The organism is Micromonospora sp. WMMD729, assembly GCF_049315225.1.
In the GTDB taxonomy this organism is placed as follows: domain Bacteria; phylum Actinomycetota; class Actinomycetes; order Mycobacteriales; family Micromonosporaceae; genus Micromonospora.
Genome location: NZ_CP186059.1, coordinates 1,463,304 through 1,484,772, shown reverse-complemented (window position 1 = coordinate 1,484,772; position 21,469 = coordinate 1,463,304). Strand labels below are relative to the sequence as shown.

The 21,469-nt window shown below is 73.3% G+C and carries 15 protein-coding genes; 4 read left to right on the top strand and 11 right to left on the bottom strand.

Translation table 11 applies throughout. The features are described 5' to 3' along the window. Positions 1-151 precede the first annotated feature (151 nt). Together ACN263_RS06830 and ACN263_RS06825 are read left to right on the top strand one after the other, a co-directional pair. A complete protein-coding gene (locus ACN263_RS06830; RefSeq protein ID WP_422738968.1) occupies positions 152-1,006 on the top strand; it encodes a hypothetical protein in 855 nt (284 codons plus the stop codon). A gap of 161 nt (positions 1,007-1,167) precedes the next feature. Then, a complete protein-coding gene (locus ACN263_RS06825; protein ID WP_422738967.1) occupies positions 1,168-3,147 on the top strand; it encodes a M36 family metallopeptidase in 1,980 nt (659 codons plus the stop codon). 58 nt (positions 3,148-3,205) lie between these two features. Here ACN263_RS06825 and ACN263_RS06820 read toward each other — a convergent pair whose 3' ends face one another. From ACN263_RS06820 to ACN263_RS06795, 6 genes are all read right to left on the bottom strand, one after another. Beyond that, the gene (locus ACN263_RS06820) at positions 3,206-3,607 is read right to left on the bottom strand and encodes a VOC family protein (RefSeq protein WP_422738966.1); all 402 of its coding nucleotides are present in this window, start codon (positions 3,605-3,607) and stop codon (positions 3,206-3,208) included. Then, a complete protein-coding gene (locus ACN263_RS06815) occupies positions 3,604-3,810 on the bottom strand; it encodes a VOC family protein (protein ID WP_422738965.1) in 207 nt (68 codons plus the stop codon). The genes ACN263_RS06820 and ACN263_RS06815 overlap by 4 nt, the downstream gene beginning before the upstream one ends. Before the next feature lie 171 nt (positions 3,811-3,981). Continuing rightward, positions 3,982-5,166 carry a sensor histidine kinase gene (locus tag ACN263_RS06810; protein WP_422738964.1) on the bottom strand — a complete coding sequence of 395 codons (1,185 nt, stop codon included), beginning with the start codon at positions 5,164-5,166 and terminating at the stop codon, positions 3,982-3,984. After that, positions 5,163-5,831 carry a response regulator transcription factor gene (locus ACN263_RS06805; protein WP_355053305.1) on the bottom strand — a complete coding sequence of 223 codons (669 nt, stop codon included), beginning with the start codon at positions 5,829-5,831 and terminating at the stop codon, positions 5,163-5,165. Before ACN263_RS06805 ends, ACN263_RS06810 begins: the two co-directional genes overlap by 4 nt. Positions 5,832-5,916: 85 nt before the next feature. Next, a complete protein-coding gene (locus tag ACN263_RS06800; RefSeq protein ID WP_422738963.1) occupies positions 5,917-7,203 on the bottom strand; it encodes a PQQ-binding-like beta-propeller repeat protein in 1,287 nt (428 codons plus the stop codon). Then, entirely contained in the window at positions 7,200-8,498 is a 1,299-nt protein-coding gene (locus tag ACN263_RS06795; RefSeq protein WP_422738962.1) for a PQQ-binding-like beta-propeller repeat protein, read from the bottom strand. Before ACN263_RS06795 ends, ACN263_RS06800 begins: the two co-directional genes overlap by 4 nt. A 117-nt stretch (positions 8,499-8,615) precedes the next feature. Here ACN263_RS06795 and ACN263_RS06790 point away from each other — a divergent pair, with 117 nt between their 5' ends. Then, on the top strand, positions 8,616-10,472 hold the full coding sequence (locus tag ACN263_RS06790; protein ID WP_422740616.1) for a hypothetical protein: 1,857 nt from the start codon (positions 8,616-8,618) through the stop codon (positions 10,470-10,472). Here ACN263_RS06790 and ACN263_RS06785 read toward each other — a convergent pair whose 3' ends face one another. Together ACN263_RS06785 and ACN263_RS06780 are read right to left on the bottom strand one after the other, a co-directional pair. Next, positions 10,473-12,263 carry a hypothetical protein gene (locus ACN263_RS06785; RefSeq protein WP_422738961.1) on the bottom strand — a complete coding sequence of 597 codons (1,791 nt, stop codon included), beginning with the start codon at positions 12,261-12,263 and terminating at the stop codon, positions 10,473-10,475. Beyond that, complete coding sequence (locus tag ACN263_RS06780) at positions 12,263-14,068, bottom strand: hypothetical protein (protein WP_422740615.1); 1,806 nt, start codon at positions 14,066-14,068, stop codon at positions 12,263-12,265. The genes ACN263_RS06785 and ACN263_RS06780 overlap by 1 nt, the downstream gene beginning before the upstream one ends. Before the next feature lie 467 nt (positions 14,069-14,535). Here ACN263_RS06780 and ACN263_RS06775 point away from each other — a divergent pair, with 467 nt between their 5' ends. Beyond that, positions 14,536-15,732, top strand: coding sequence for a hypothetical protein (locus ACN263_RS06775; protein WP_422738960.1), 1,197 nt, complete (start codon positions 14,536-14,538; stop codon positions 15,730-15,732). A 224-nt stretch (positions 15,733-15,956) separates the two neighbouring features. Here the strand turns inward: ACN263_RS06775 and dxs are convergent, their stop codons facing one another. From dxs to ACN263_RS06760, 3 genes are all read right to left on the bottom strand, one after another. Further along, positions 15,957-17,906 carry a 1-deoxy-D-xylulose-5-phosphate synthase gene (dxs, locus tag ACN263_RS06770; RefSeq protein WP_422738959.1) on the bottom strand — a complete coding sequence of 650 codons (1,950 nt, stop codon included), beginning with the start codon at positions 17,904-17,906 and terminating at the stop codon, positions 15,957-15,959. 106 nt (positions 17,907-18,012) lie between these two features. Beyond that, positions 18,013-19,281: a class I SAM-dependent RNA methyltransferase gene (locus ACN263_RS06765; protein WP_422740614.1), complete on the bottom strand. Its 1,269-nt coding sequence runs from the start codon at positions 19,279-19,281 to the stop codon at positions 18,013-18,015. Between the two features lie 22 nt (positions 19,282-19,303). Next, on the bottom strand, positions 19,304-21,373 hold the full coding sequence (locus tag ACN263_RS06760) for an APC family permease (RefSeq protein ID WP_422738958.1): 2,070 nt from the start codon (positions 21,371-21,373) through the stop codon (positions 19,304-19,306). Positions 21,374-21,469: the final 96 nt, after the last annotated feature.

The window sequence follows — 21,469 nt, the reverse complement described above, 5'->3', positions numbered from 1 at the left end:
CGCGGTGGTCGGACCGTCCCTCGTGGACCGGGCCGGCCACCGCGACGCTTTTCGGGCGGAAGTGGCGGCCGGCGGCATCTGGGCGGGTACCCGGTCGGGATGCGTGCCGGGTTACGATCACGCGCTTCGCACCCCATCCTGGAGCTGACTGATGTCCCAGCCGCCGGCCAATCCCTTCGGCCCGCCGCACGACTCCCCCACCCCGCCGCAGCAGCCGGGCCAGCCGGCAGCGCCGTACCAGCCGGGCCAGCCGGCAGCGCCGCAGCAGCCGGGTCAGCAACCCGGCCCGCCCCAGCCCGGTTGGCCGCAGCAGCCGGGCTTCCCGCCCCCGCAGCAGCAGCCCGGTGGTTGGCCGCAGCAGCCGGGCTTCGCGCCCCAGCCGGGCCAGCCGTACGGCGGCCCGCACCTGGCCGGTCCGCCGCCGAAGAAGTCGAACGTCGGCAAGATCATTCTGATCGCGCTCGCCGTGCTGCTCGTGCTCTGCCTCGGCGGGGCGGCGGCCATCTGGTTCACCGTCAAGGACGAGGTCGGCGACGTCGTCGACGCCACCAAGACCCGGGTCGTCGCGCCGGCCACGCTCGCCGGCCGGGCGAAGAACACCGACCCACAGTTGCAGACGGTCGCCGACCAGATGGTCACCGACATGAAGTCCGAGGTGCAGAACGAGACCAGCGCGGTCGGCGGGTTCTACGGCGACCCGACCAAGCAGGACCTGCTGCTCATCGCGGCGGTGTCCGGCGTGATGGCCGACCCGAAGAAGGAGCTGGACGAGGCGGTCACCGGGCTCAGCAGCGAGCTGACGGTGACCAACATGACGGCGGTCGAGGCGGGACCGCTGGGCGGTGACGCGCGCTGCGGCGACGGCAAGGCCGAGAGCGTGCCGCTCGGTGTCTGCGTCTGGGCCGACCGGGGCAGCGTGGGCCTGGTGGTCATGTACTTCAAGACGGCCGAAGAGGCCAAGGCGGAGTTCGTCGGCATCCGGGGCCAGATCGAGCAGCGCTCCTGACCCGTACGCGAACGGGCCCCGGTCACCCTCGGGTGACCGGGGCCTCGCCGTACCTGCCGCGCACCCCGACTCTGCCACGGTCGCCGATCAAGTGGATGTCCATTACGGACGTTTAGCGTCTGTCGCGTCATTGATGCCTGCATGAGCATTGGAGTACGACAGTGGGCTCAACCATCATCCGGCGCGGTGTCGCGGCGGCGACGGGCGTCCTGCTCGCGTCCGCGCTGCTGCCGATCAACGCGCAGGCCGCGTCCCCGGACGCCAGGGTCGCCGCGGCGGCGAACTCGCTGCGGGCGAGTCTCGGCGCGGCGGGCGTCGTCGAGATCGACCGCGACACCGCGACGCTGCGGCGGCTGGCCCGGCTCGACGGTTACCTGACCGGGCCGAGCGGCGCCGCCCCCGAACGGATCGCCCGCGACTATCTGGCGGCCCACCGCTCGGTCGTCGGCCTGACCCTCGGCGAGATCGCCGCCCTGCGGCTCCGCAAGGACTACGTCGACATCGAAGGCACCCACCACCTGAGCTTCGTGCAGCGCGTGAACGGGGTGGACGTCGTCGGCAACGGCCTCAAGGCCCACGTCACCAGGGACGGCCGACTGGTCGCGGTCGACGGCGCGCCGCTGGCCGGGCTGCCCGCCACGCTCGGCACGCCGACCGTGGACGCGGTCGCCGCCCGCCGGGCCGCGACACCCACCGGGTCCGGCGCTAGTGCGACCGTACGCTCCCGGACCGCGTCGTCCACCACCTTCTCCGACGGCGGTCGCGCCCGCCCGGTCGTCTTCCACACGAAGGCCGGCCCGAGACTGGCGTGGGAGGTGGTCGACATGGACGGCGGCTACCTCAGCGTGGTGGACGCGGCCGACAGCGCCGTCCTCTTCCAGCGGAGCATGGTCGCCAACCACCACGCGACGACGTGGCAGAACTACCCGGGCGCCCCGGTCGGCGGAACCCAGCGCCCGGTCGACCTGAACAGGTGGTTGCCGCCGAACGCGACCAGGCTGGAGGGGAACGTCGGGCACGTCTACTCCGACGTGAACGCCGACAACGTCGCGCAGGCGTCGGAGGAGGTGACGCCGAACGCCGCCAGCAGCTTCGACTTCCCGTTCACGAACTTCTCCGACCAGGTGGGCGCCCCGTGTTCGGCGCAACGGCAGTGCTCGTGGGACCCGACGGTGCCGTACTCCTGGCAGACCAACCGTGCGCAGAACGCGGCGCAGCTCTTCGCCTTCCTGGGCACCTGGCACGACCACCTCGCGGCCGCACCGATCGGCTTCACCCGGGCGGCGGGCAACTTCGAGGCGGTCGACGGCGACGCGGTGGTCGCCGAGGCGATGGACGGCGCGGACACCGCCAACGGTCTGCCGGACAGCAAGCACGCCAACAACGCCAACATGACCACCCCACCGGACGGCATGGCGCCGCGCATGCAGATGTACCTGTTCAACAAGTCGGCAAGCGTTCTCGCCGGTAACTCCGGCGACACTGCGGACATCCTCTACCACGAGTACACCCACGGACTGTCCGATCGCCTGGTGGTCGACGCCAACGGCAACTCGACCCTGATCAGCGCCCAGGCCCAGGCGATGTACGAGGCGTGGAGCGACTGGTACGGCCTGGACTACCTGGTCGACAGCGGTCTCGAGCGGGACGACGCCGTCGACGGTGACGTCCGCGAGGGCGACTACATCCTGAACGGCCGTTCGGTGCGCAGCGAGGCGATGGACTGCCCGGTGGGCAGCACCGAGCCGGTCTGTGCCGGCAACCCCGCCGCAGGCTCGGGCGGCTACACCTACGGCGACTACGGCAAGATCCGCAACTCGACGACCGTACCGGGCACCACCGAGCCGGAGATCCACGCCGACGGTGAGATCTGGGCGCAGACCCTCTGGGACCTGCGGGCCGCGATCGGCAGCCGGCTGGCCCGCTCGCTGATCACCCGGGCGATGGAACTCTCCCCGACGGACCCGTCCTACCTGGACATGCGCGACGCGATCCTGCTGGCCGACCGGGTGGTCAACCACGGCCGCGGACAGCGGGAGATCTGGCGGGTCTTCGCCGCCCGTGGCATGGGCGTGCACGCGAGCACGGACGGCGCCGGCGACACCACTCCGGCCGAGGACTTCTCGGTGCCCCAGCGCTGACGCGCCAGGCTGGGTACGGCGGGACGTCGCGGTCGCGGCGTCCCGCCGTACGCCGGCACTACTCGCCCGCCGGCTCCATCGGTGTGGCGGCCCGCTCGGCGGCGCTGCGCAGCACGCAGAACTCGTTGCCCTCCGGGTCGGCAAGCACCACCCAGCCGGAACCGTCCGGCCGGATCTGGTCGGCGACGTGCACCGCGCCGATGCCGAGCAGCCGCTCGACCTCCTCGGCCCGGGTCCGGTCGGCGGGCTCCAGGTCCAGGTGCAGCCGGTTCTTCACCGCCTTGCCCTCGGGCACGGCGATGAACAGCACCTCGGGGCCGCCCGGCGGCAGCAGCATCGCCTCCGGGTCGCCGGGGAAGTCGTCCGGCTGCATCGGGCAGTCGAAGACCTGCGACCAGAAGCTGGCCAGGGCATACGTGTCGGAACAGTCGACACTGATGTTGTGGATCCGAGCACTCACTGTGGGGTCTCCTCACTGGCTGCGCGCGTCCGCTCGGCGGCGCTGCGCAGCACGCAGAACTCGTTGCCCTCCGGGTCGGCAAGCACGACCCAGCCGGTGCCGTCGGCGTGCCGACGGTCGGCGCCCAGCACGGCGGACCAGAAGCCGGACAGGGCGTACGTGTCGTGGCAGTCGAAACTGACGTTGTGGATCCGTGGATACACGGGTCCCTCCGTTACCGGTGGAGGCGCCCCGCGTCGATCTGGGTCAGCCGGCGGTGCGGGGCGCGGTTGTCATGACGATGGACATCGGTCGCACCCCCTTCCTCGCCTTCGAGCTGACGTCGTGATCTTCGCACCGGGCCGCCGGTGTGGCAACCCCGGGCCGGGTGGCGGTCAGCGCACCGGGTCCCGGGCGTCGGTCACCGCCGGCACCGCGTCGGCCGAGGGCAGCGTGACGGTCACCTCCAGGCCACCGCCGGGCTGGGCGAGGACCCGGACCGTTCCGCCGTGCGCCTGACAGACCGCGCGGACGATGGACAGCCCCAGGCCGGAGCCGCGTGCCCCGGTGCGCTCCCGACCGCCGCGCCGGAACGGCTCGAACAGCCCCGGTACGTCGGCCTGGTCCACCTCGAAACCGGTGTTGCCCACCACCAGCCAGGAGCGGTCGCCGTCGGTGCCCGTACGTACCCAGAGCCGCCCGTGCAGGTGGTTGTAGCGGACGGCGTTCTCGATGAGGTTGCCGGCCAGCCGGTCGAGCAACCCCGGGTCGCCGACCACCGGCGCGGTCTGCAGTGACGTCTGCACCCGCAGGCCGATCCGCTCGACCTCGCGGCGCATCGCGGACAGCGCGTTGGCGGTGCCCGTCGCCAGGTCGCACTCGCTGCGCCGGCCCAGCCGCCCGCCGGCCTGGGCCTCGCTGCGGGCCAGCACCAGCAGCGCGTCCACCAGGCTGTTCGCCCGCTCGGAGGCGTCCCGGACCACGGTCGCCATCCGGCGGTACTCGGCGGCGTCCGCGTCGTCGTCGCTGAGCGTCACGTCGATCTCGGTCCGCATGACGGCGAGCGGGGTACGCAGCTCGTGCGAGGCGTTCGCCACGAACCGCTTCTGCGCCTCGAACGCGGACGCGATCCGGTCCAGCATCGCGTCGAACGTCTTCGCCAGCTCGGCCACCTCGTCGTCCGCGCCCGAGTAGCCGATGCGCTGGTCCAGGGTGGCCTCGCCGAGCCGCTGAGCGGTCGCGGTGACCTGGTGCAGGGGTCGCAGCGCCCGGCCGGCCACCGCGTACGCGCCGGCCACCCCCACCACGCTGATCGCCACGAGCGCGACCAGGCCCTTGGCCAGCAGCTCCCCGGAGGCGGCGTCGACCAGTTCGCGTTGCCACTGGGCCGCGTCCATCCTGCCGCCGTCGGAGAGCACCACGGTCGTGCCGGGCAGCAACTCGTCGGTGGGCCGCAGCGCGTCGCGGACCAGCAGCCAGGCCAGCACCACCAGGATCGCGCCCGCACCGACCAGCAGCACACCGTTGAGCAGGGTCAACCGCAGCCGCAGGGTGGGCCGCAGCCGTCCCGGCCGGGTCACGGCAGCACCTCTGCGGTGCGGTAACCCGCCCCCACCACCGTCTCGATCAACGGCGGATCACCGAGCTTCTTGCGCAGGGTCATGACGGTCACCCGGACGATGGTGGTGAACGGGTCGGTGTTGGCGTCCCAGACCCGCTCCAACAGCTCCTCGCTGGACACCACCGCGCCGCGGGCCTTGAGCAGCTCGCTGAGCACGCCGAACTCCTTGTTGGTCAGGTCCACCGGGACACCGGCACGGGTGGCGACCCGGCGGGCCGGGTCCAGCACCAGGTCGGCCAGTTCGAGCACCGGTGGCGCGGCCGGGGTGGCCCGCCGGCCCAGCGCCTGCACGCGGGCGACCAGCTCGTCGAACGCGAACGGCTTGGGCAGGTAGTCGTCCGCGCCGAGTTGCAGTCCCTCCACCCGGTCCGCCACGGTGCCGCTCGCGGTCAACATGAGCACCCGGGTCAACGCCCCGGAGGCGGCGAGGTCGGCGCAGATCTGGTCGCCGTGCACGCCGGGCAGGTCGCGGTCGAGCACCACCACGTCGTACCGGGTGACGAACGCCGCCTCGTGGCCGGCGTCGCCGTCGTACGCCACGTCGACCGCCATGCCCCGCTTACGCAAGCCGCGCGCGATCGCGTCGGCGAGGTTGCGTTCGTCCTCGACCACCAGTACCCGCATGCCGGCCTCCTCGCTGCTGACCACCGACAACCTAGTGCCGGTGGGCAACCATCCTCCCTCGCCGGCGCGCCGGACCCGCCGCTGGTCAGGTCGGCAGTCTCCACAGCCCGAAGTCGGCGTCCCGACGGCGACAGAGCAGCACGCCGGTGGCGGCCCGGCAGTCCCCGACGGCGTCCCGCAGCACGTCCAGCACGCGTACCGTGCCGTCCCGGACGTCCAACTCGGCCACGAGCAGACCGCCGTCGGGATGTGGGCGTACGCCGATCAGCGGGCCGTCGGCGTCGTACCGGACGATCTCCCAGCGACCCAGCTTCGCCAGCACCTTGCCGGTCGGCGGATCGAGCACGACGAGCTCCTGCGTCCCCGGACCGGCGCTGCTCTGCGCGGTGGCCAGCAACCGGTCGGTGTGCGGCCAGACCCATCCCCAGTGGTCGTCCTCCCACCGTGGCTCACCGGTCGCGGCATCGATCGTCCGCCGCCCGCCGGAGGCGCTCTCCAGGCAGAAGACGACGCCGCACTCGGACACGTACGTCGCTCCGGTGGCGGGGGTACGCCACCGCTGGTCCAGGCGGTCCAGCCCGTACGCCGTGATGACGGAGGGAGCGCCGTCGACGGTCACCAGCAGGTCGGCCACCACCTGCAGGACGCGAGGCGTCCCGCCGTGCGGCGCGGGCAGGTTGGCGCGGGTCAGCACCGCTCCGGTGGCCGCGTCACGCACCTCGACCTGCCCGTTCGCACGGACGAGCACCACCCGGTCCACCCCGTGATCGCCGTCGCGCAGGGTCAGGTCGGCGCCGGCCGCGACGGACGCCTGCCAGCGCACGGTGCCGCAGCACGCGTCCACGGCGCGCAGAGCACCCACGGCCTGGTCCTCGGCGGACCACAGCAGGATCCCGCCGTCGGGCAGAACAGCCGGCCGGCCCGGCTGCTGCCAGCGGTACGCGCCGGTCTGCGGGTCCAGGGCGACGGTGAGCGTCCCGGCGCCGTCCGGGCCGGTCTCGTACCCGATGGCCAGCAGCGTCTCGCCGGACCGGGCGACCCCCCAGTACCGGCCCTCGGCCGGCAGCGACGTCCGCCAGAGAGGCTCGCCGTCGGGCAGCCGGGTCGCGGTCAGTCTCCACTGCCGCGTCGCCCCGAGCGGCTCGACGAGGAAGACGACGTCGTCGAAGACGACCGCGTCGGCACCGGCGGAGGCCGACAGGGTCACCGCCGCGCGCCGCGGATACGGCGTCGACGCGGCCAGGCCGACGAGCACCAGCAGCGCGACAAGCGCAGCGCGGGTCCGGCGTCCCCTCCCCGCAGGTGGGCGGGGCAGCGGATCGCGCTCCGGTCCGTGCCGCAACTCCCCCAGGTCGATCACCGCATCGGTCACCGGGACAACCTCCAGAGGGCGGCCGCGCTCCACGGGGCGGTCGAGCCGTCGAGCCGGCGACAGAGCAGGACGGGCAGCGCGGCCTGGCATCCGCCGACCGTCCCCGGCAGGACGTCCAGGATCCGCGTCCGGCCGGCGGCGAGGTCCAGTTCGGCCACGACGAGCCGGCCGTCGGGCGTCGGGCGTACGCCGAGCAGCGGGTCCTCGCGGCGTACCTGGTCCACGAGCTGCCACCGACCCAGCTCGGCGCGGTCCCGTCCAGTCCGCGCGTCGCGCACCGCGTACCGCTGCTCGGCCGCGGCCACCAGCAGCCGGTCCCCCCGGACGTCGACGAGCATGTCCGGCCCCGGGTCCGACCAGCGGATGGCTCCGGTGGTCGGGTCGATGGTCTGGATGCCGCCGCTCTGCTGGACCACGCAGAGCAGGTCCGCGCACGGGACAGCCCAGGCCACCAGGGGCACCGGCGACGTCCAGGCGCGTTCCATCGTGGGCAACCGGAACGCGACCAGCTCGGTGCTGCCGGGTGGTACGAGCAGCACCAGGTCGTCCACCACCTGCACCCGCTGGAACGCCGAGCGGTCACCGGGCAACGTGTCGACGCTGTGCCGCAGGTCTCCGGTGCCGGCGTCGTACACCTGCACCTCGCCCGTCGGCTGGACGAACACCACCTGGTCGACCTGGCCGTCCCGGCGGTGGAATTCGGTGCCGCCGAACGGCACGGCCACCGACCACAGGAGCCGGCCGGTGTCGGGCGCCACCCGACTCACCGTGCCCAGCCGGTCGCCCGTGTCGTTGGCGAGGAGCATGCCACCGTCGGTGGCCCGCTGGGCGATCCCCGGGTGCCGCCAGCGCCGCTGGCCGGTCGCGGCATCGAAGGCGGTGGTCTCCAACACACCGCTCGCGACGTTGACACCCACCGCCAGCAGCAGTCCGCGTTGGAGCCACACGGTCACGAAGTCACCGCTGCGATCCAGGGGTGCGCGCCACCGACGCCGCACGACATCCCCGCCCGTGCGCCCGGGCTGCTCGTAGACGCTCAGGTACCGGTCGCCGCTGGGCGTGGACGCGTCGACCACCGCGATGCCGTCCTCGGTGAGGTACGCCGAGGCGCCCGACGCGGTCGGCACCGACGTGACGACGCGGTGCCGGACCGGTGTCGCGCCGGCGAGGGTGATCAGGGCCAGCACCAGCACGACCACGGTACGCAGGGGGCGGCCGACGGCGCGTGGCGGGCGGGCCGGTGGCGGCGCCGACGAGGGCTCGTCCCGGATCTCGCCCAGCTCGATGATCGACAACGACCGTCCCCTCCATCGCCGGTGCAGCCGACCGGCCGTGGCCCGGCAAACCGGCCGTGGGCGTACCGGCCCGGCAAAAGCGACGCATCCTCGCCTGTACGATGGCGCGTCGTGGCTGTGCCGGTGGTAGACCCCTCGCTGAATCCCGTGACCGACGCCGAGCCGGCCGAGGTCGAGCCGACACGGCGGCCTCGACGCCGCCCGGCCCGAGCCGACCTGTTGGCCCTCGGAGCCTATGTGCTGCTGGGCGCCTTCGTCTGCCTCAACTACTGGGGAGACGTGACCGGCCGGGTCTCGTCGCACCTGCCCACCGACCACAGCTGGTTCGAGTGGCTCTTCGCGCACGGCGCGTACTCGGTGCGGCACCTGGAGAACCCGCTGTTCACGGCCCGGCAGAACGCCCCGGACGGGGTGAACATGATGGCCAACACCTCGCTGCTCGGGGTGACCCTGCCGCTGGCCCCGCTGACCATGCTGCTCGGTCCGCAGGTGATGTACGCCCTCTACCTGGGTGGGGCGCTGGCCGCCACCGCCGGAACCGCGTACTGGATGCTGTCGCGGCACCTGGTGCGCTCCCGGGCGGCGGCCTTCGTGGGTGGGGCCTTCCTCGGCTTCGCGCCGGGCGTCATCCACCACGCCAACGGCCAGCCCAACTTCGTCTCCAACTTCCTGCTCCCGCTGATCGTGGTGCGGGTGCTGCGCCTCGGCGAGCCGGGCCGGTGGCGGCGCAACGGGCTGGTGCTCGGCGCGCTGGTGGCGTACCAGATCTTCATCAACGAGGAGATGCTGCTGCTCACCGCGCTGGGCTGCCTCGTCGTCGTGCTGGCGTACGCGGTGCAGAGGCCCCGGGCGACCCGCGCGATGGCCGGTACGTTCCTGGCCGGGCTGGGCGTGGCCGGCGGGCTGGCCCTGGCGCTCACCGCGTACCCGATCTGGTTCCAGTTCGACGGCCCCCAGTCCTACCGGGGCCTGCAGGGTGGCGTCTTCCACAACTGGGGCGAGGACCTGGTCGCGTTCGTGACCTTCGCCCGGGACACCTGGGCGGGCACTCCGGAGGTGGAGAAGACCATCGGGCTGACCGAGCAGAACACCTGGTTCGGCTGGCCGCTGGTGCTGCTCTCGCTGGTGGCTCTGGTGCTGCTCGTACGCCGCTCGCTGGCCGCCCGGATCGTCGCGGTGCTCGTCGTGGTGTTCACCGTGGCGTCGATCGGGCCGTGGGTGCGCTTCGACGGGGTGGAGACCGACATCCCCGGCCCGTGGTCGTACGTCTCGGACGACCTGCCGCTGGTCGAGATGATGATGCCGACCCGGCTGGCCCTGGTGGTCGCCGCCGCGGTGGGCGTACTGCTGGCGCTGTTCTGGGATGCGGCGGCCCGCCAGGCCCGCGCGGGCGTCGCGCCGGCCCCGCGCGCCGGGGAGCCGGCCACCGCGCCGGTCGCGCCGCGCCGACGGTGGCTGCGCCCGCTGGGGTACGCGGCGGTCGCGCTCGCCCTGCTGCCGCTGTTCCCCCGGCCGCTGCCCGCACAGCAGATCGACCCGCCGCCGCACTTCATCACGGCGGGTGGCTGGCGGCCGTACGTGCCGGCCGGCCGGACCCTGGTGCCGGTGCCCATCCCGAGCAACGTGCACGGTCTGCCGACGCTGCGCTGGAGTGCCCTGACCGGGCAGGAGTTCCCCATTCCGGGCGGCTACTTCATCGGCCCGAACGAGCTGGGTGAGGGTGTCTTCGGCGCGCCGAACCGGCCGACCAGCAGCCTCATCTACTCCACCATGGACGCCGGGGTCCTGCCCGCGCTCACCGACGAGAACCGGCGGCAGGCCGTCGAGGATCTGCGGTTCTGGCGGGCGTCGGTGGTGGTGCTCGGCGCCCACCCGCGTGAGGCGGTGCTGCGCGAGCTGGTCACCGCGCTGCTCGGGCCGCCGCAGCGGGTCGACGACGTCTGGATCTGGGACGTCCGCGCCCTGGTCGGCTGATCAACCGACGACGGGCCGCACGTCCCACAGCCACCCGCCGTCGACCGGACGACCCGCGCCGAGCAGGTCGTCGACGGTCCGCCGGACGGCGTCGCCGTTCGGCAGCCGGCCGAGCACCACGACCGCCGCTCGCCAGAACCGCAGATCCTCGACGGCCTGGCGACGGTCGGCCTCGCCGAGCACCGGTGTCACGCCGGTCTCGGCGACCCGGCGCAGCAGCACGGCGGTGGGCCGGTCCGGGGCGCCCCAGCGGGCCGCCGGGTCGGCCGGCCCGCTCGGCCCGATGAAGTACCCGCCCGGTGCGTCGAACGACAGCCCGGTGCGCGCCGACCAGAGCATCACCGGGCTCAGCGCGGCCCCGGTGACCGGGGGCACCGCCACCACGGTCCGTCCGGGTGGCACCAGCGGTCGCCAGCCGCCCTCGGCGACGAAGACCGGCACCGGCGCGACCGGAACCACCCGGATCGGTGTCGGCGTCAGCGGCAGCAACGCGGCGGCCACCACCGGCACCCACACCAACCGGACCGGCAGTCCCGGCACGGCCGTCCGGCGGGACCCGGCGACACGGTCCACGAACAGCGCCACCAGGATGCCGAGCACCGGCACGCAGACCAGCGCGAACCGGGCCGGCACCGCGAGGTCGAGCAGCGGCAGCCCGGCGACGAGCCGGTACGGGCCCGGAATGCCGGTGGCGGTGCCGTCCACCCGCAGGTCGGTGCCGAGCGACAGCAGGGCGAAGACCACACCGCAGCCGGCCAACGCGCGGACCAGCGGTCGCCGCCACAGCCAGAGGACGACCACGACGGCGAGGACCAGGAGTCCGGGGCCGAAGAACGAGTTCTCCTCGGTCGGGTTCGGCGAGAGCAGACCCGGCAGCCAGTCGTCCCCGAGCACGGTCTGCCGGGCTGACGCGGTGAACGACGCCGCGTCGAGCTGGAAGCCGTGCGCGGCGAACGCCATCCCGGTGTAGTGCTGCGGTCCGCGGAACTGGAACCACAGCGGGTACGCCAGCAGCACCGCGCCCACCCCGGCCGCCACCGCGAGCCGACCGAACAGGGCCGGCGCGAGACGACGGGCCGCGGCCCGGTCGGCGAGGGCGTAGCCGAGCGCGAACACCCCGGCGGCGAGCGCCAGGAAGACCAGCACCTCCTCGCCGATGAAGACCTGCCAGACGAGCAACAGCCCGAGGCCGACACCGGACCGCCACACCGCTGCGGACCGCGCCGGCGGCCGGAACACCAGGGCGAGGATCGCCGGCAGCAGGAACTGGGCGGCGATGTGCAGGTGCGCGGAGGCCTGGGCGACCATCCCGGGGGCGAACCCACAGACCAGCCCGCCGAGCGCCGCCGCGACGCGGGCGGAGACGAGTCGACGGCGCAGCAGCGCGTACCAGGCGGTGGCGGTGCCGGCGAGACAGCCGACCACCGCCACGCAGAACGCCACCTGCGCGCCGAACAGCAGCGTGACCGGGGTCAGCGGGACGCCCAGGCCGAGCACCGAGGTGTTCGCCATCAAATTGACGCCGTACGGCGCGTTCAGGGCGGCGCTGAACAGCGGGTTCTCCCCGGCGACCACGGCATGCGCCGCGTGGGCCAGCATCCACTCGAAGAGCACCTGGTCACCGGCCTGGTGGAAGAGCCGCTCAGGACGACCCCACTGCCGGCTGGTCAGCACCACGGCCAGCGCCAGGTAGCCGGCGACCACCAGCGCGTCCGGCAGCCACGCCGCCCGTGGCGGGCGCCCGGTCGGGGAATCGGTCGGCGTCGTCGACGGCGCCGTTCCCGTGGTCATCAGACCGAGCGGTCGGTCAGCGTCCGGACGTCCCACACCCAGACGTCCAGCTCCTGGCGACCGGGACCGACCAGCTCCTCGACGGTACGCCGCAGCGGCTCGGCGTTCTGCTGGCGGACCGGGAGCACCAGGATCGCCGCCCGCCAGTGCCGCAGCTCGTCCGTGAAGCGCCGCCGCTGCCGGTCGTCCAGTTTGGAGGTACGACCGGTGGTCGCCACCTCCTCCAGCAGCTGGCCCACCCCGCTGGGTCGGCCGCCGAACCGACCCGGGTCACCGGTGTTGCCGTTGCGCGGGGCGAGGAAGTAGCCGCCCGGGATCTTGAAGTCGAGGTTGGTGGCCGCCGCCCAGCGCATGCCGTGCGTGTTGCCCATGCTGGGCACCGGGATCGGCACGAGCGTCTGGTCCGGGCCGACGTACGCCCGCCACCGGTCGGCGGTGATGAACTCCGGCACCGGCGGCCGGGAGACCATCCGCAGCGGCATCGGGGCGATCGGCAGCAGCGCGAACGCGAGGCCGGCGGCGGTGAGCGTCCGCACGGTACGCCGGTCCGCCGGCCGCAGCACCCAGGCCCGCTCGACGGCGATCGCGAGCAGCAGACCGATGACCACCGTGGTGATCAGACCGAACCGGGTCGGCACCACCGCGTCCAGCAGGGGCAGGTGCACCAGCAGCTCCCACGGCCCGGTGATCAGGTCCCGGTCCCACCAGGAGATCTGCTCCCCGAGCGAGAGCAGGGCGAAGAACGCGCCGGTCGCGGCGAGCGCCCGGACGAGCATCTCCCGACGCAGCCAGACCACGACGCCGACGGCGAGCATCGACAGGCTCCAGCCGAAGAAGGCGTTCTCCTCCGAATAGTTCGGTGCCAGGTTGACGTTGGCCCGCTGGTTGCCGCCGAGGGTGGCCGAGCCGGGCGCGAAGAAGGCGGCGATGTCGTTGCCGTAGTCCTGCACCGCGTCGCTGAGCCCGTGGTACGCCATCGGCCCGGCGAACTGCACGTACAGCGGGTACGCCAGCAGCGCCCCGGCCAGCAGCGCGCAGGCGGCGAGACCGGCGGCCAGCGGTCGCCACGCCGCCCGCCAGCGGACCGGCTCCTGGGCCACCACTGCGAGCAGGAAGATCCCGCAGGCCAGCGCCGTGAAGAGCAGGATCTCCTCGTTGATGAACGCCTGCGCGGTGACCAGCAGGGCCAGCAGCACGCCGTCGCGGACCGGCCGGCGGGAGCGGGTCAGCACCAGGACCCGCCAGACGATGAACGGCAGCAGGAACTGGCTGATGATGTTCGGGTGCCAACTCGCATGCGAGAGCATCGCCGGGGAGAAGCCGCAGAACCAGCCACCGACGGCCGCCGCGAGCGGCGTACGCACGATGTGCCGGCGCAGCACGAGGTACCAGGCCATGGCGGTGCCCGCGAGGCCGAGCGTCACCAGCACCACGAAGGAAACCGCCGGGCCGAACAGCAGGGTCACCGGCACCATCGGGATGCCCAGCGCCAGCACCGCCGTGTTGGCCATCAGGTTGACGCCGTCGGGGTAGTTGAACTGCTCGGTGTAGAACGGGTACTCGCCGTGCAGCACCACCCGTACCGAGTGGGCGAGGAAGAACTGCACCTGGGCCGGGTCACCGGTGTAGAGCGACGCCACCCGACCGGCCGGGTCCAGCCAGATTCGACTGGTCACCCAGACCGCGGCGAGCAGGAACAGCGCGCCGACCGCCAGGTGCTGCCGCCGTCGGGTCCAGCGGCCCCACCGGCTCCGCCTCGACCCGGAGGCCGGGACCGTCCCGTCCGGCACGGTGCTCTTCGACACAGTCCCGTCCGGAGCAACCTCCTGCGGCACGTCCTGGTCCGGCGCTGCCTGGTCCGGAACTGCCTGGTCCGGCGCTGCCTGGTCCGGCGCTGCCCGGTCCGGCACGTCCTGGTCCGGCACGGCCTCGTGCGGGGTGCCCCGGGTCGGGTCGGCCTCATTCGGCGCGGTCGGTACCGGCGCGGTCGTTTCGGGTGCGGTCGAGGTCGGGATGGCCGGGGCGGTGTCGACCAGGTCGGCCGGAGCGGCGGAGTCGCCGGGCGCCCCGACGGACCTGGCCCGGGAAGCGAGGGCGCGGGACTCGGCAGGCGTCACAGTCGGCGGAGTCTACCCGAGCGGCGAAAAGGCACTAAAGCCCCGGTGATGTCCATTGTGGCGGACGAGGAACCGGCCAGCGGCGGCGTCGCGTCGGACATCTCGTACTATGGCGCTTTCCGACAGCGACGGCGAGGCGATCGGGGGCGGATCAGGTGACTCCGGGCCGCCGGCACGGCAGGACGGTCGCCGTCCTGCTGGCGGCGTTGTTGGTCGGTACCGCGTGCGGTCCCGTCGCGGACCGCGCGCCCCGCGACCTGCGGGTGGGGTACGACAGCCTCGACGGCACGCTGGCCGTGTGGCCGCCCCGGGGCGATCTGTCCGGCGACGCCGCGGCGACGACGGCGGTCACCGAGGCGGTGCGCGACTGGCGGTCACCGGACGACGACCGGGCGCACCTGCCGTCGTCCGGCATCCTCTTCTCCGGACGTGTCGACGGGGCCCCGGTGGCCCTGGTGGCCGCCGACGTGCCCGGTGAGAGTGCGTCCTGGCTGCTGCAACTCACCCGTGCCGGCGACCGCTACACGATCAGCCGCGCCACCGAGTACACCGACCCCGGCTACCTGGTCTACTCCGACGTGCTGCCGGTGCAGACGGCCGGCGGCCGGCGCTACCTGGTCTCGGCCCGGGTGCAGCAGCTGCTCGGGCCGCAGGGGCGGGCGGTGGCCGTCGCCGACGGCCTCAGCGCGCCGGTCGACGTGCCGGCCTGCACGGCGGTCGGCGTGACGGCGACCCTGCGTGCCACCGAGTCACTGCCCCGTGGACGGGCCGCCGACCGCCTGCTCGATCTGGGCACCGGCACGACCGACCCGCGCTATCCGCTGGTCCGCGACGAGTCCGGCGCCGGCAAGCGGGCGCTCGCCGGCCTGGACACCTGCGTGCTGGCCGGCGAGCGGGGCCCCTTCGGCAGCATCCCGCGCCGGATCGGTGACCGGGACGCGCCGAAGTCGGTGCCGACGTCCTGGCCGATGGCGAAGCTCTCGGTCCGGTCGCTCGGCGAGGTGGCGCTCGGCGGTGGCGAGCCGGCCGAGTTGCAGCAGCTCAGTTGGGACACCGACGCCGGCACGATGACCGCCGTCGTCTACCGGCCGGCGGACGGGAGCGCGCCGGTGGTCTCGCCGGCCGACCGGGCCACCCCGCTGCAGACGTACCAGCTTCCGGTCGCCGACCAGCCCCTGCTGGTGCTCAGCTGGCGGGCCACCCGGGACAGCTCGCTCTCCGTGCCGCCCGGCACCCCGCTGCTGGTGGAACGCCCCGGCCTGGTGGTCGTGCCCGAGCCCACCCGCACCCAGACCTTCAGCCTCGCCAACACCGACAAAACCCACTACCGCTCAGTAAGCCCTCACCGCTAACAGCGCCCCCACCCCACCCCACCCCGCTCTCGCCCTGCCCCGCCCCAGCCCAGCCGCCCGGCCCCGCCGATCTTGCACTTTCTGCTGCGACATAAGGCGCAAAGAGGCGCATTACGACAACCGAAAGTGCAAGATCGGCGGGGAGAGGGCGGGGCGCGGGGGCGGGGACGGCGGGCGCGGTCCTGCAGGGGGCGCGCCCGCCGTTCTGGCGTTGCCGGGGGGGGTTAGTTCTGGGCTGCGGTTTTGCTGTTGGGGGTCAGGTGGTCCGGGGTGGCGTCCAGGCGGGAGATCCAGCCGGTGACGTCACGGGCCACGTCCTGCGCGGTCAGGCCGAGGTCGGCGAGGATCTGCGCGCGGGTGCCGTGCGGGTGCCAGTCGGCCGGTACGCCCAGGTCCTTGAGCGGCACCCGGACGTCGGCGTCGCGCATCGCCTGGCCGAGAGCGTCACCGACACCGCCGACGCGGACGCCGTCCTCGACGGTGACCACGAGCCGGTGGCGGGCGGCCATGTCGACCAGCTCGGCCGGGACCGGGCGGACCCAGCGCGGGTCGACGACGGTCACGCCGTAGCCGTGCTCGGCGACCCGGGCGGCGACCTCCATGCCCAGCTGGCCGAAGGAACCGACGGCGACGAGCAGAATGTCGGTACGCGTCGACTCGGCCAGCACGTCGACGGTGCCGACCCGGCGCAGCGCCGGAAGGTCGGCGGCGACGGCGCCGGTCGGGAAACGCAGGACGGTCGGGCCGTCGTCGGTGGCCACCGCCTCGCGCAGCTCCTCGCGGAGCGTGACGGCGTCACGGGGAGCGGCGATCCGCAGACCGGGCACCACGCCGAAGACCGACATGTCCCAGATGCCGTAGTGGCTGGGGCCGTCCGGGCCGGTGATGCCCGCCCGGTCCAGCACGAAGGTCACCGGCAGCTTGTGCATCGCCACGTCCAGCAGAACCTGGTCGAAGGCGCGGTTGAGGAAGGTGGCGTACACGGCGACCACGGGGTGCAGCCCACCGAGCGCCAGGCCGGCTGCCGAGGTGGCGGCGTGCTGCTCGGCGATGCCCACGTCGTACACCCGCTCGGGGTACTTGCGGGCCAGCTTGGCGATGCCGGTCGGCTCGGCCATCGCGGCGGTGATGCCCACCACGTCGGGCCGCTCGTCGGCGACGGCCAGCAGCTCGTCGGCGAAGACGTGCGTCCACTTCACCGAGGGGGCGGCCAGCAGGGTGCCGGTCTCCACGTCGAAGGCGCTGCTCGGGCCGTGCAGGCAGTCCGCCTCGTCCTCCTCGGCCGGGCGGTAGCCGTACCCCTTGCGGGTGACGGCGTGCACGATCACCGGACCACCGAAGTTCTTCGCGGCGCGCAGCGCCGACTCGACGGCCGCCACGTCGTGCCCGTCCACCGGGCCGACGTACTTGATGCCCAGGTCCTCGAACATGGCCTGCGGGGCGACCGCGTCCTTGATGCCCTTCTTGACCGCGTGCAGCACCTCGTACATCGGCTTGCCGACCAGCGGGGTGGAGCCGAGGGCGTCCTTGACCGTGTCGAGGACCTTCTCGTAGCCCGGGTTGAGCCGCAGCGAGGAGAGGTGGTCGGCCAGCCCGCCGATGGTGGGCGAGTACGACCGGCCGTTGTCGTTGACCACGATGACCAGCGAGTTGCCGGCGGTGGCGATGTTGTTCAGCGCCTCCCAGCACATGCCGCCGGTGAGCGCGCCGTCGCCGACCACGGCCACGACGCTGCGCTGCTCACCGCGCAGGGCGTACGCCTTGGCGAGGCCGTCGGCGTAGGAGAGCGCGGTGGAGGCGTGCGAGTTCTCGATGAGGTCGTGCTCGCTCTCCGCCTGGCTGGGATAGCCGGACAGGCCGCCGCGCTGGCGGAGCTTGTCGAAGCCGGCCTGCCGCCCGGTGAGGATCTTGTGCACGTACGCCTGGTGGCCCGTGTCGAACAGGAGCCGGTCCCGGGGGGAGTCGAAGACGCGGTGCATGGCCAGCGTCAGCTCGACCACACCGAGGTTGGGCCCGACGTGCCCGCCGGTGCGGGAGACCTTCGCGATCAGGAAGTCCCGGATCTCGGCGGCGAGCACGTCCAGCTCCTCGGCCGACATCCGCTTGACGTCCTGCGGACCGCGTACCGTCTCCAGCAACCGGCCGTGGTTGGCCGTGTCCTCTTCAACGCTCATGACCGGAGAGTCTATCGGCCGCCCGGTACTCCGCAGCCCGGCCCGAGCCGCCCGCCCCGGACCGGCCGGCTGAGCGCCTGGTCAGGGGCGGATCCGCCGCCGGTCGCTACCCGGCGGCCGGCGGCAGCAGCAGTCCGACGCACTCGACGTGCTGGGTCATCGGGAACAGGTCGAAGCCGCGCAGCGCCGCCAGCCGCCAGCCCAGCTCGGCGAAGGTGCGCACGTCCCGGGCGAAGGCCGCCGGGTCGCACGCCACGTACGCGACCGCCCGCGGGCCGGCGGCGGCCAGCGCGCGCACCACCGGGGCGCCGGCGCCGGAGCGCGGCGGGTCGAGCACCACCACGTCGACCGGGCCGGTGATCCGTCGGCGGGCCAGCGCGGTTTCCACCCGCGCCGACACCACCTCGACGCGGGGCAGGTCGGCCAGGTTCTCCCGGGCGGCGGCGACACCCTGCGCGGAGGCCTCCACCAGCGTCACCCGACCGGACGCGCCGACGCGGGCGGCCAGCCCGGCGGCGAACAGCCCGGCGCCGCCGTAGAGGTCCCAGGCGACCTCGCCCGGCCGCGGGTCGAGCAGCTCCAGCACGGCCGTGTTCAGCGTGTCGGCGGCAGCCGGATGGACTTGCCAGAAGGCGGACGCGGGCAGCGTCCAGTCCCGTCCGGCGGCCACCTCACGGACCTCGGTGGGCCCGCTCACCGGCGTGACGGCCCCGTCGCGGACCTCGGCGACGCGCACGTCCCCGCCGCTGCTGGCGACGGTCTCCACCGCATCCGCCGCCGGCCAGCGCGCGCCGGTCGGGGTGAGCACCGCGAGCTGCTGGACGGCCGGGTGGGCGATCCGGCACCGGTCGATCGGCACGACCTCGTGCGAGCGGTGCTTGAGCAGGCCGGCCCGGTCGGCGGCGTCGACCGCGTAGCGGACCCGGGTACGCCAGCCGAGCAGCCCACCCGGTAGCGCCTCCACCCGGACGCCGAGCCGGTCCAGCTCGGCGTCGGCGAGCCCGCCGAGGCGGGCCAACTGCTCGCGCACCACGGCGGTCTTCCAGGCCAGCTGCGCGTCCGGGGCGACGTGTTGCAGGTCGCACCCGCCGCAGGCGCCCGGCCTCGCATACGGGCAGGGCGGCTCCACCCGGTCCGGCGACGGGTCCAGCACGGTCACCGCGTCGGCCCGGACGAACCCCCGGTGCACCTCGGTGACCTCGGCGATCACCCGCTCGCCGGGCAGCGCGTGACGGACGAACACCACCTGCCCGTCCACCCGCGCGACACAGTGCCCGCCGGGGGCCACCGCGTCGACGGTCAACTCCACCCGCTCCGCCTCGCCGAGGCCCCGCTCGGCCGTCGAAGCCGAGGCCGTGTCCGATGCCGAGGCCACCGTCGCACCCGCGGTCGTACGCTCAGTCACGGCCGTCTCCCACCGTCTCGCCGCCCGTCGGTACGGCCTCGCCGGGCGCCGGCGCGGTCACCTCCGCCGGCACGGTGCCCCGGGGCCCGCGCGCCGGCGTGTTGGACAGCGTGGCGTCCAGCCGGTCCAGGTTCTTGCTGGCGGTCGAGGCGAGCTGCCACGGCACGCTGACCACCATCACCCCCGGCTCGAAGAGCAGCCGGCCCTTGAGGCGCAGCGCGCTCTGGTTGTGCAGCAGGTTCTCCCACCAGCGCCCCACCACGTACTCGGGGATGAAGACGGTGACCACGTCGCGCGGCGACGTACGGCGGGTGGAGGCGACGAAGTCCAGGATGGGCCGGGTGATCTCCCGGTACGGCGAGTCGACAACGGTGAGCGGGATCGCCATCTCCCGCCGTTCCCACTCGGCCTGCAGGTCCCGGGTGTCCTTCTCGTCCACGTTGACGGTCACCGCGGTCAGCGTGTCCGGTCGGGTGGCCCGGGCGTACGCGACGGCCCGCAGCGTCGGCTGGTGCAGCTTGCTGACCAGCACGATCGCGTGGTTGCGGGCGGGCAGCACGGCCCGGCCCTCGTCCGGCGGGGTCAGCTCGGCGGCGACCCGGTCGTAGTGCCGGTGGATGGCCAGCATCAGCGCGTAGATCACCGCCATCGCCGCGATCGCGATCCAGGCCCCGAGCAGGAACTTGGTGATCAGGACGATCACCAGCACCGTGCCGGTCAGGCCCATGCCGAACGTGTTGATGGCCCGGGAGCGGTGCATCCGCTTGCGGGCCTCCGGGTCCCGCTCGGTACGCAGCCGCCGGTTCCAGTGCCGGATCATGCCGGCCTGGGAGACGGTGAACGAGACGAACACCCCGACGATGTAGAGCTGGATGAGCCGGGTCACCTCGGCCTGGAACCCGACGATCAACACGATCGCGAAGAGGGCCAGGAACGTGATGCCGTTGGAGAAGGCCAGCCGGTCACCCCGGGTGTGGAACTGGCGGGGCAGGTAGCGGTCCTGGGCGAGGATCGAGCCGAGCACCGGGAAGCCGTTGAACGCGGTGTTCGCGGCCAGGAAGAGGATGAGCGCGGTCATCCCGGCCACCACGTAGAGCAGGATCGAGCCGGAGCCGAAGACCGTCTCGCCGAGCTGGGTGGTGACCGTCTTCTGCACGTACCCCTCGGGGCCCGAGACGATCTGCAGGGCCGGGTCCTCGACGAACTGCAGGTGGGTCAGCCGGGCCAGCCAGATGATCCCGACGAGCAGGCTGACCGCGATCGCGCCCAGCAGCAGCAGCGTGGTGGCGGCGTTACGGCTCTTCGGCGCCTTGAACGCGGGCACGCCGTTGGAGATCGCCTCGACGCCGGTGAGCGCGGCGGCACCCGAGCTGAACGTCCGCAGCAGCAGGAAGATCAGCGCGAAGCCGGTCACGCTGTGCTCGGCCTGGATGACCAGGTCGGCGCTGGGCGCGCGGAGGTCGTCGCCCAGCACGAAGACGCGGAACAGCCCGGTGAGCAGCATTCCGCCCATCACGATCACGAAGCCGTAGGTGGGGATCGCGAACGCGGTACCGGACTCGCGCAGCCCGCGCAGGTTGACCGCGGTCAGCAGGATCACCGCGAGGACCGCGATCATGACCTTGTGGGTGGCCACGAACGGGACCACCGAGCCGAGGTTGGCCACCCCGGAGGAGACGGACACGGCCACGGTGAGCACGTAGTCGACCAGCAGGGCGCTGGCCACGCCGATGCCGAACTTGGGGCCGAGGTTGACCGTGGCCACCTCGTAGTCGCCGCCGCCCGAGGGGTAGGCGTGCACGTTCTGCCGGTAGCTGGCCACCACCGTGAGCATCACCACGACGACCGCGAAGGCGATCCACGGGGAGAACACGAACGCCGACGCCCCGGCGATGGACAGGGTCAGCAGGATCTCGTCGGGCGCGTACGCGACGCTGGACAGCGCGTCGGAGGCGAACACGGGCAGCGCGATGCGCTTCGGCAGGAGGGTGTGCTGCAGGCGGTCGGACCGGAACGGTCGACCGAGGAGCAGCCGCTTCAGCAGCGAGGTGGGACTGGCCACGAACGCCAAGAGTACGACCACCACGGCGCGGACGCCGGGGTGGGCGATCACCACCGGTCGAACCGACGCGGTACGGTCGGTCCCGCTGTGGAGCCG

Bases quoted from the DNA above. Each gene is read 5' to 3' on its own strand.
- ACN263_RS06830 (WP_422738968.1), top strand. From the start codon at position 152: ATGTCCCAGCCGCCGGCCAATCCCTTCGGCCCGCCGCACGACTCCCCC.
- ACN263_RS06805 (WP_355053305.1), bottom strand. From the start codon at position 5,831: ATGCGGGTACTGGTGGTCGAGGACGAACGCAACCTCGCCGACGCGATC.
- ACN263_RS06785 (WP_422738961.1), bottom strand. From the start codon at position 12,263: ATGACCACGGGAACGGCGCCGTCGACGACGCCGACCGATTCCCCGACC.
- dxs (WP_422738959.1), bottom strand. From the start codon at position 17,906: ATGAGCGTTGAAGAGGACACGGCCAACCACGGCCGGTTGCTGGAGACG.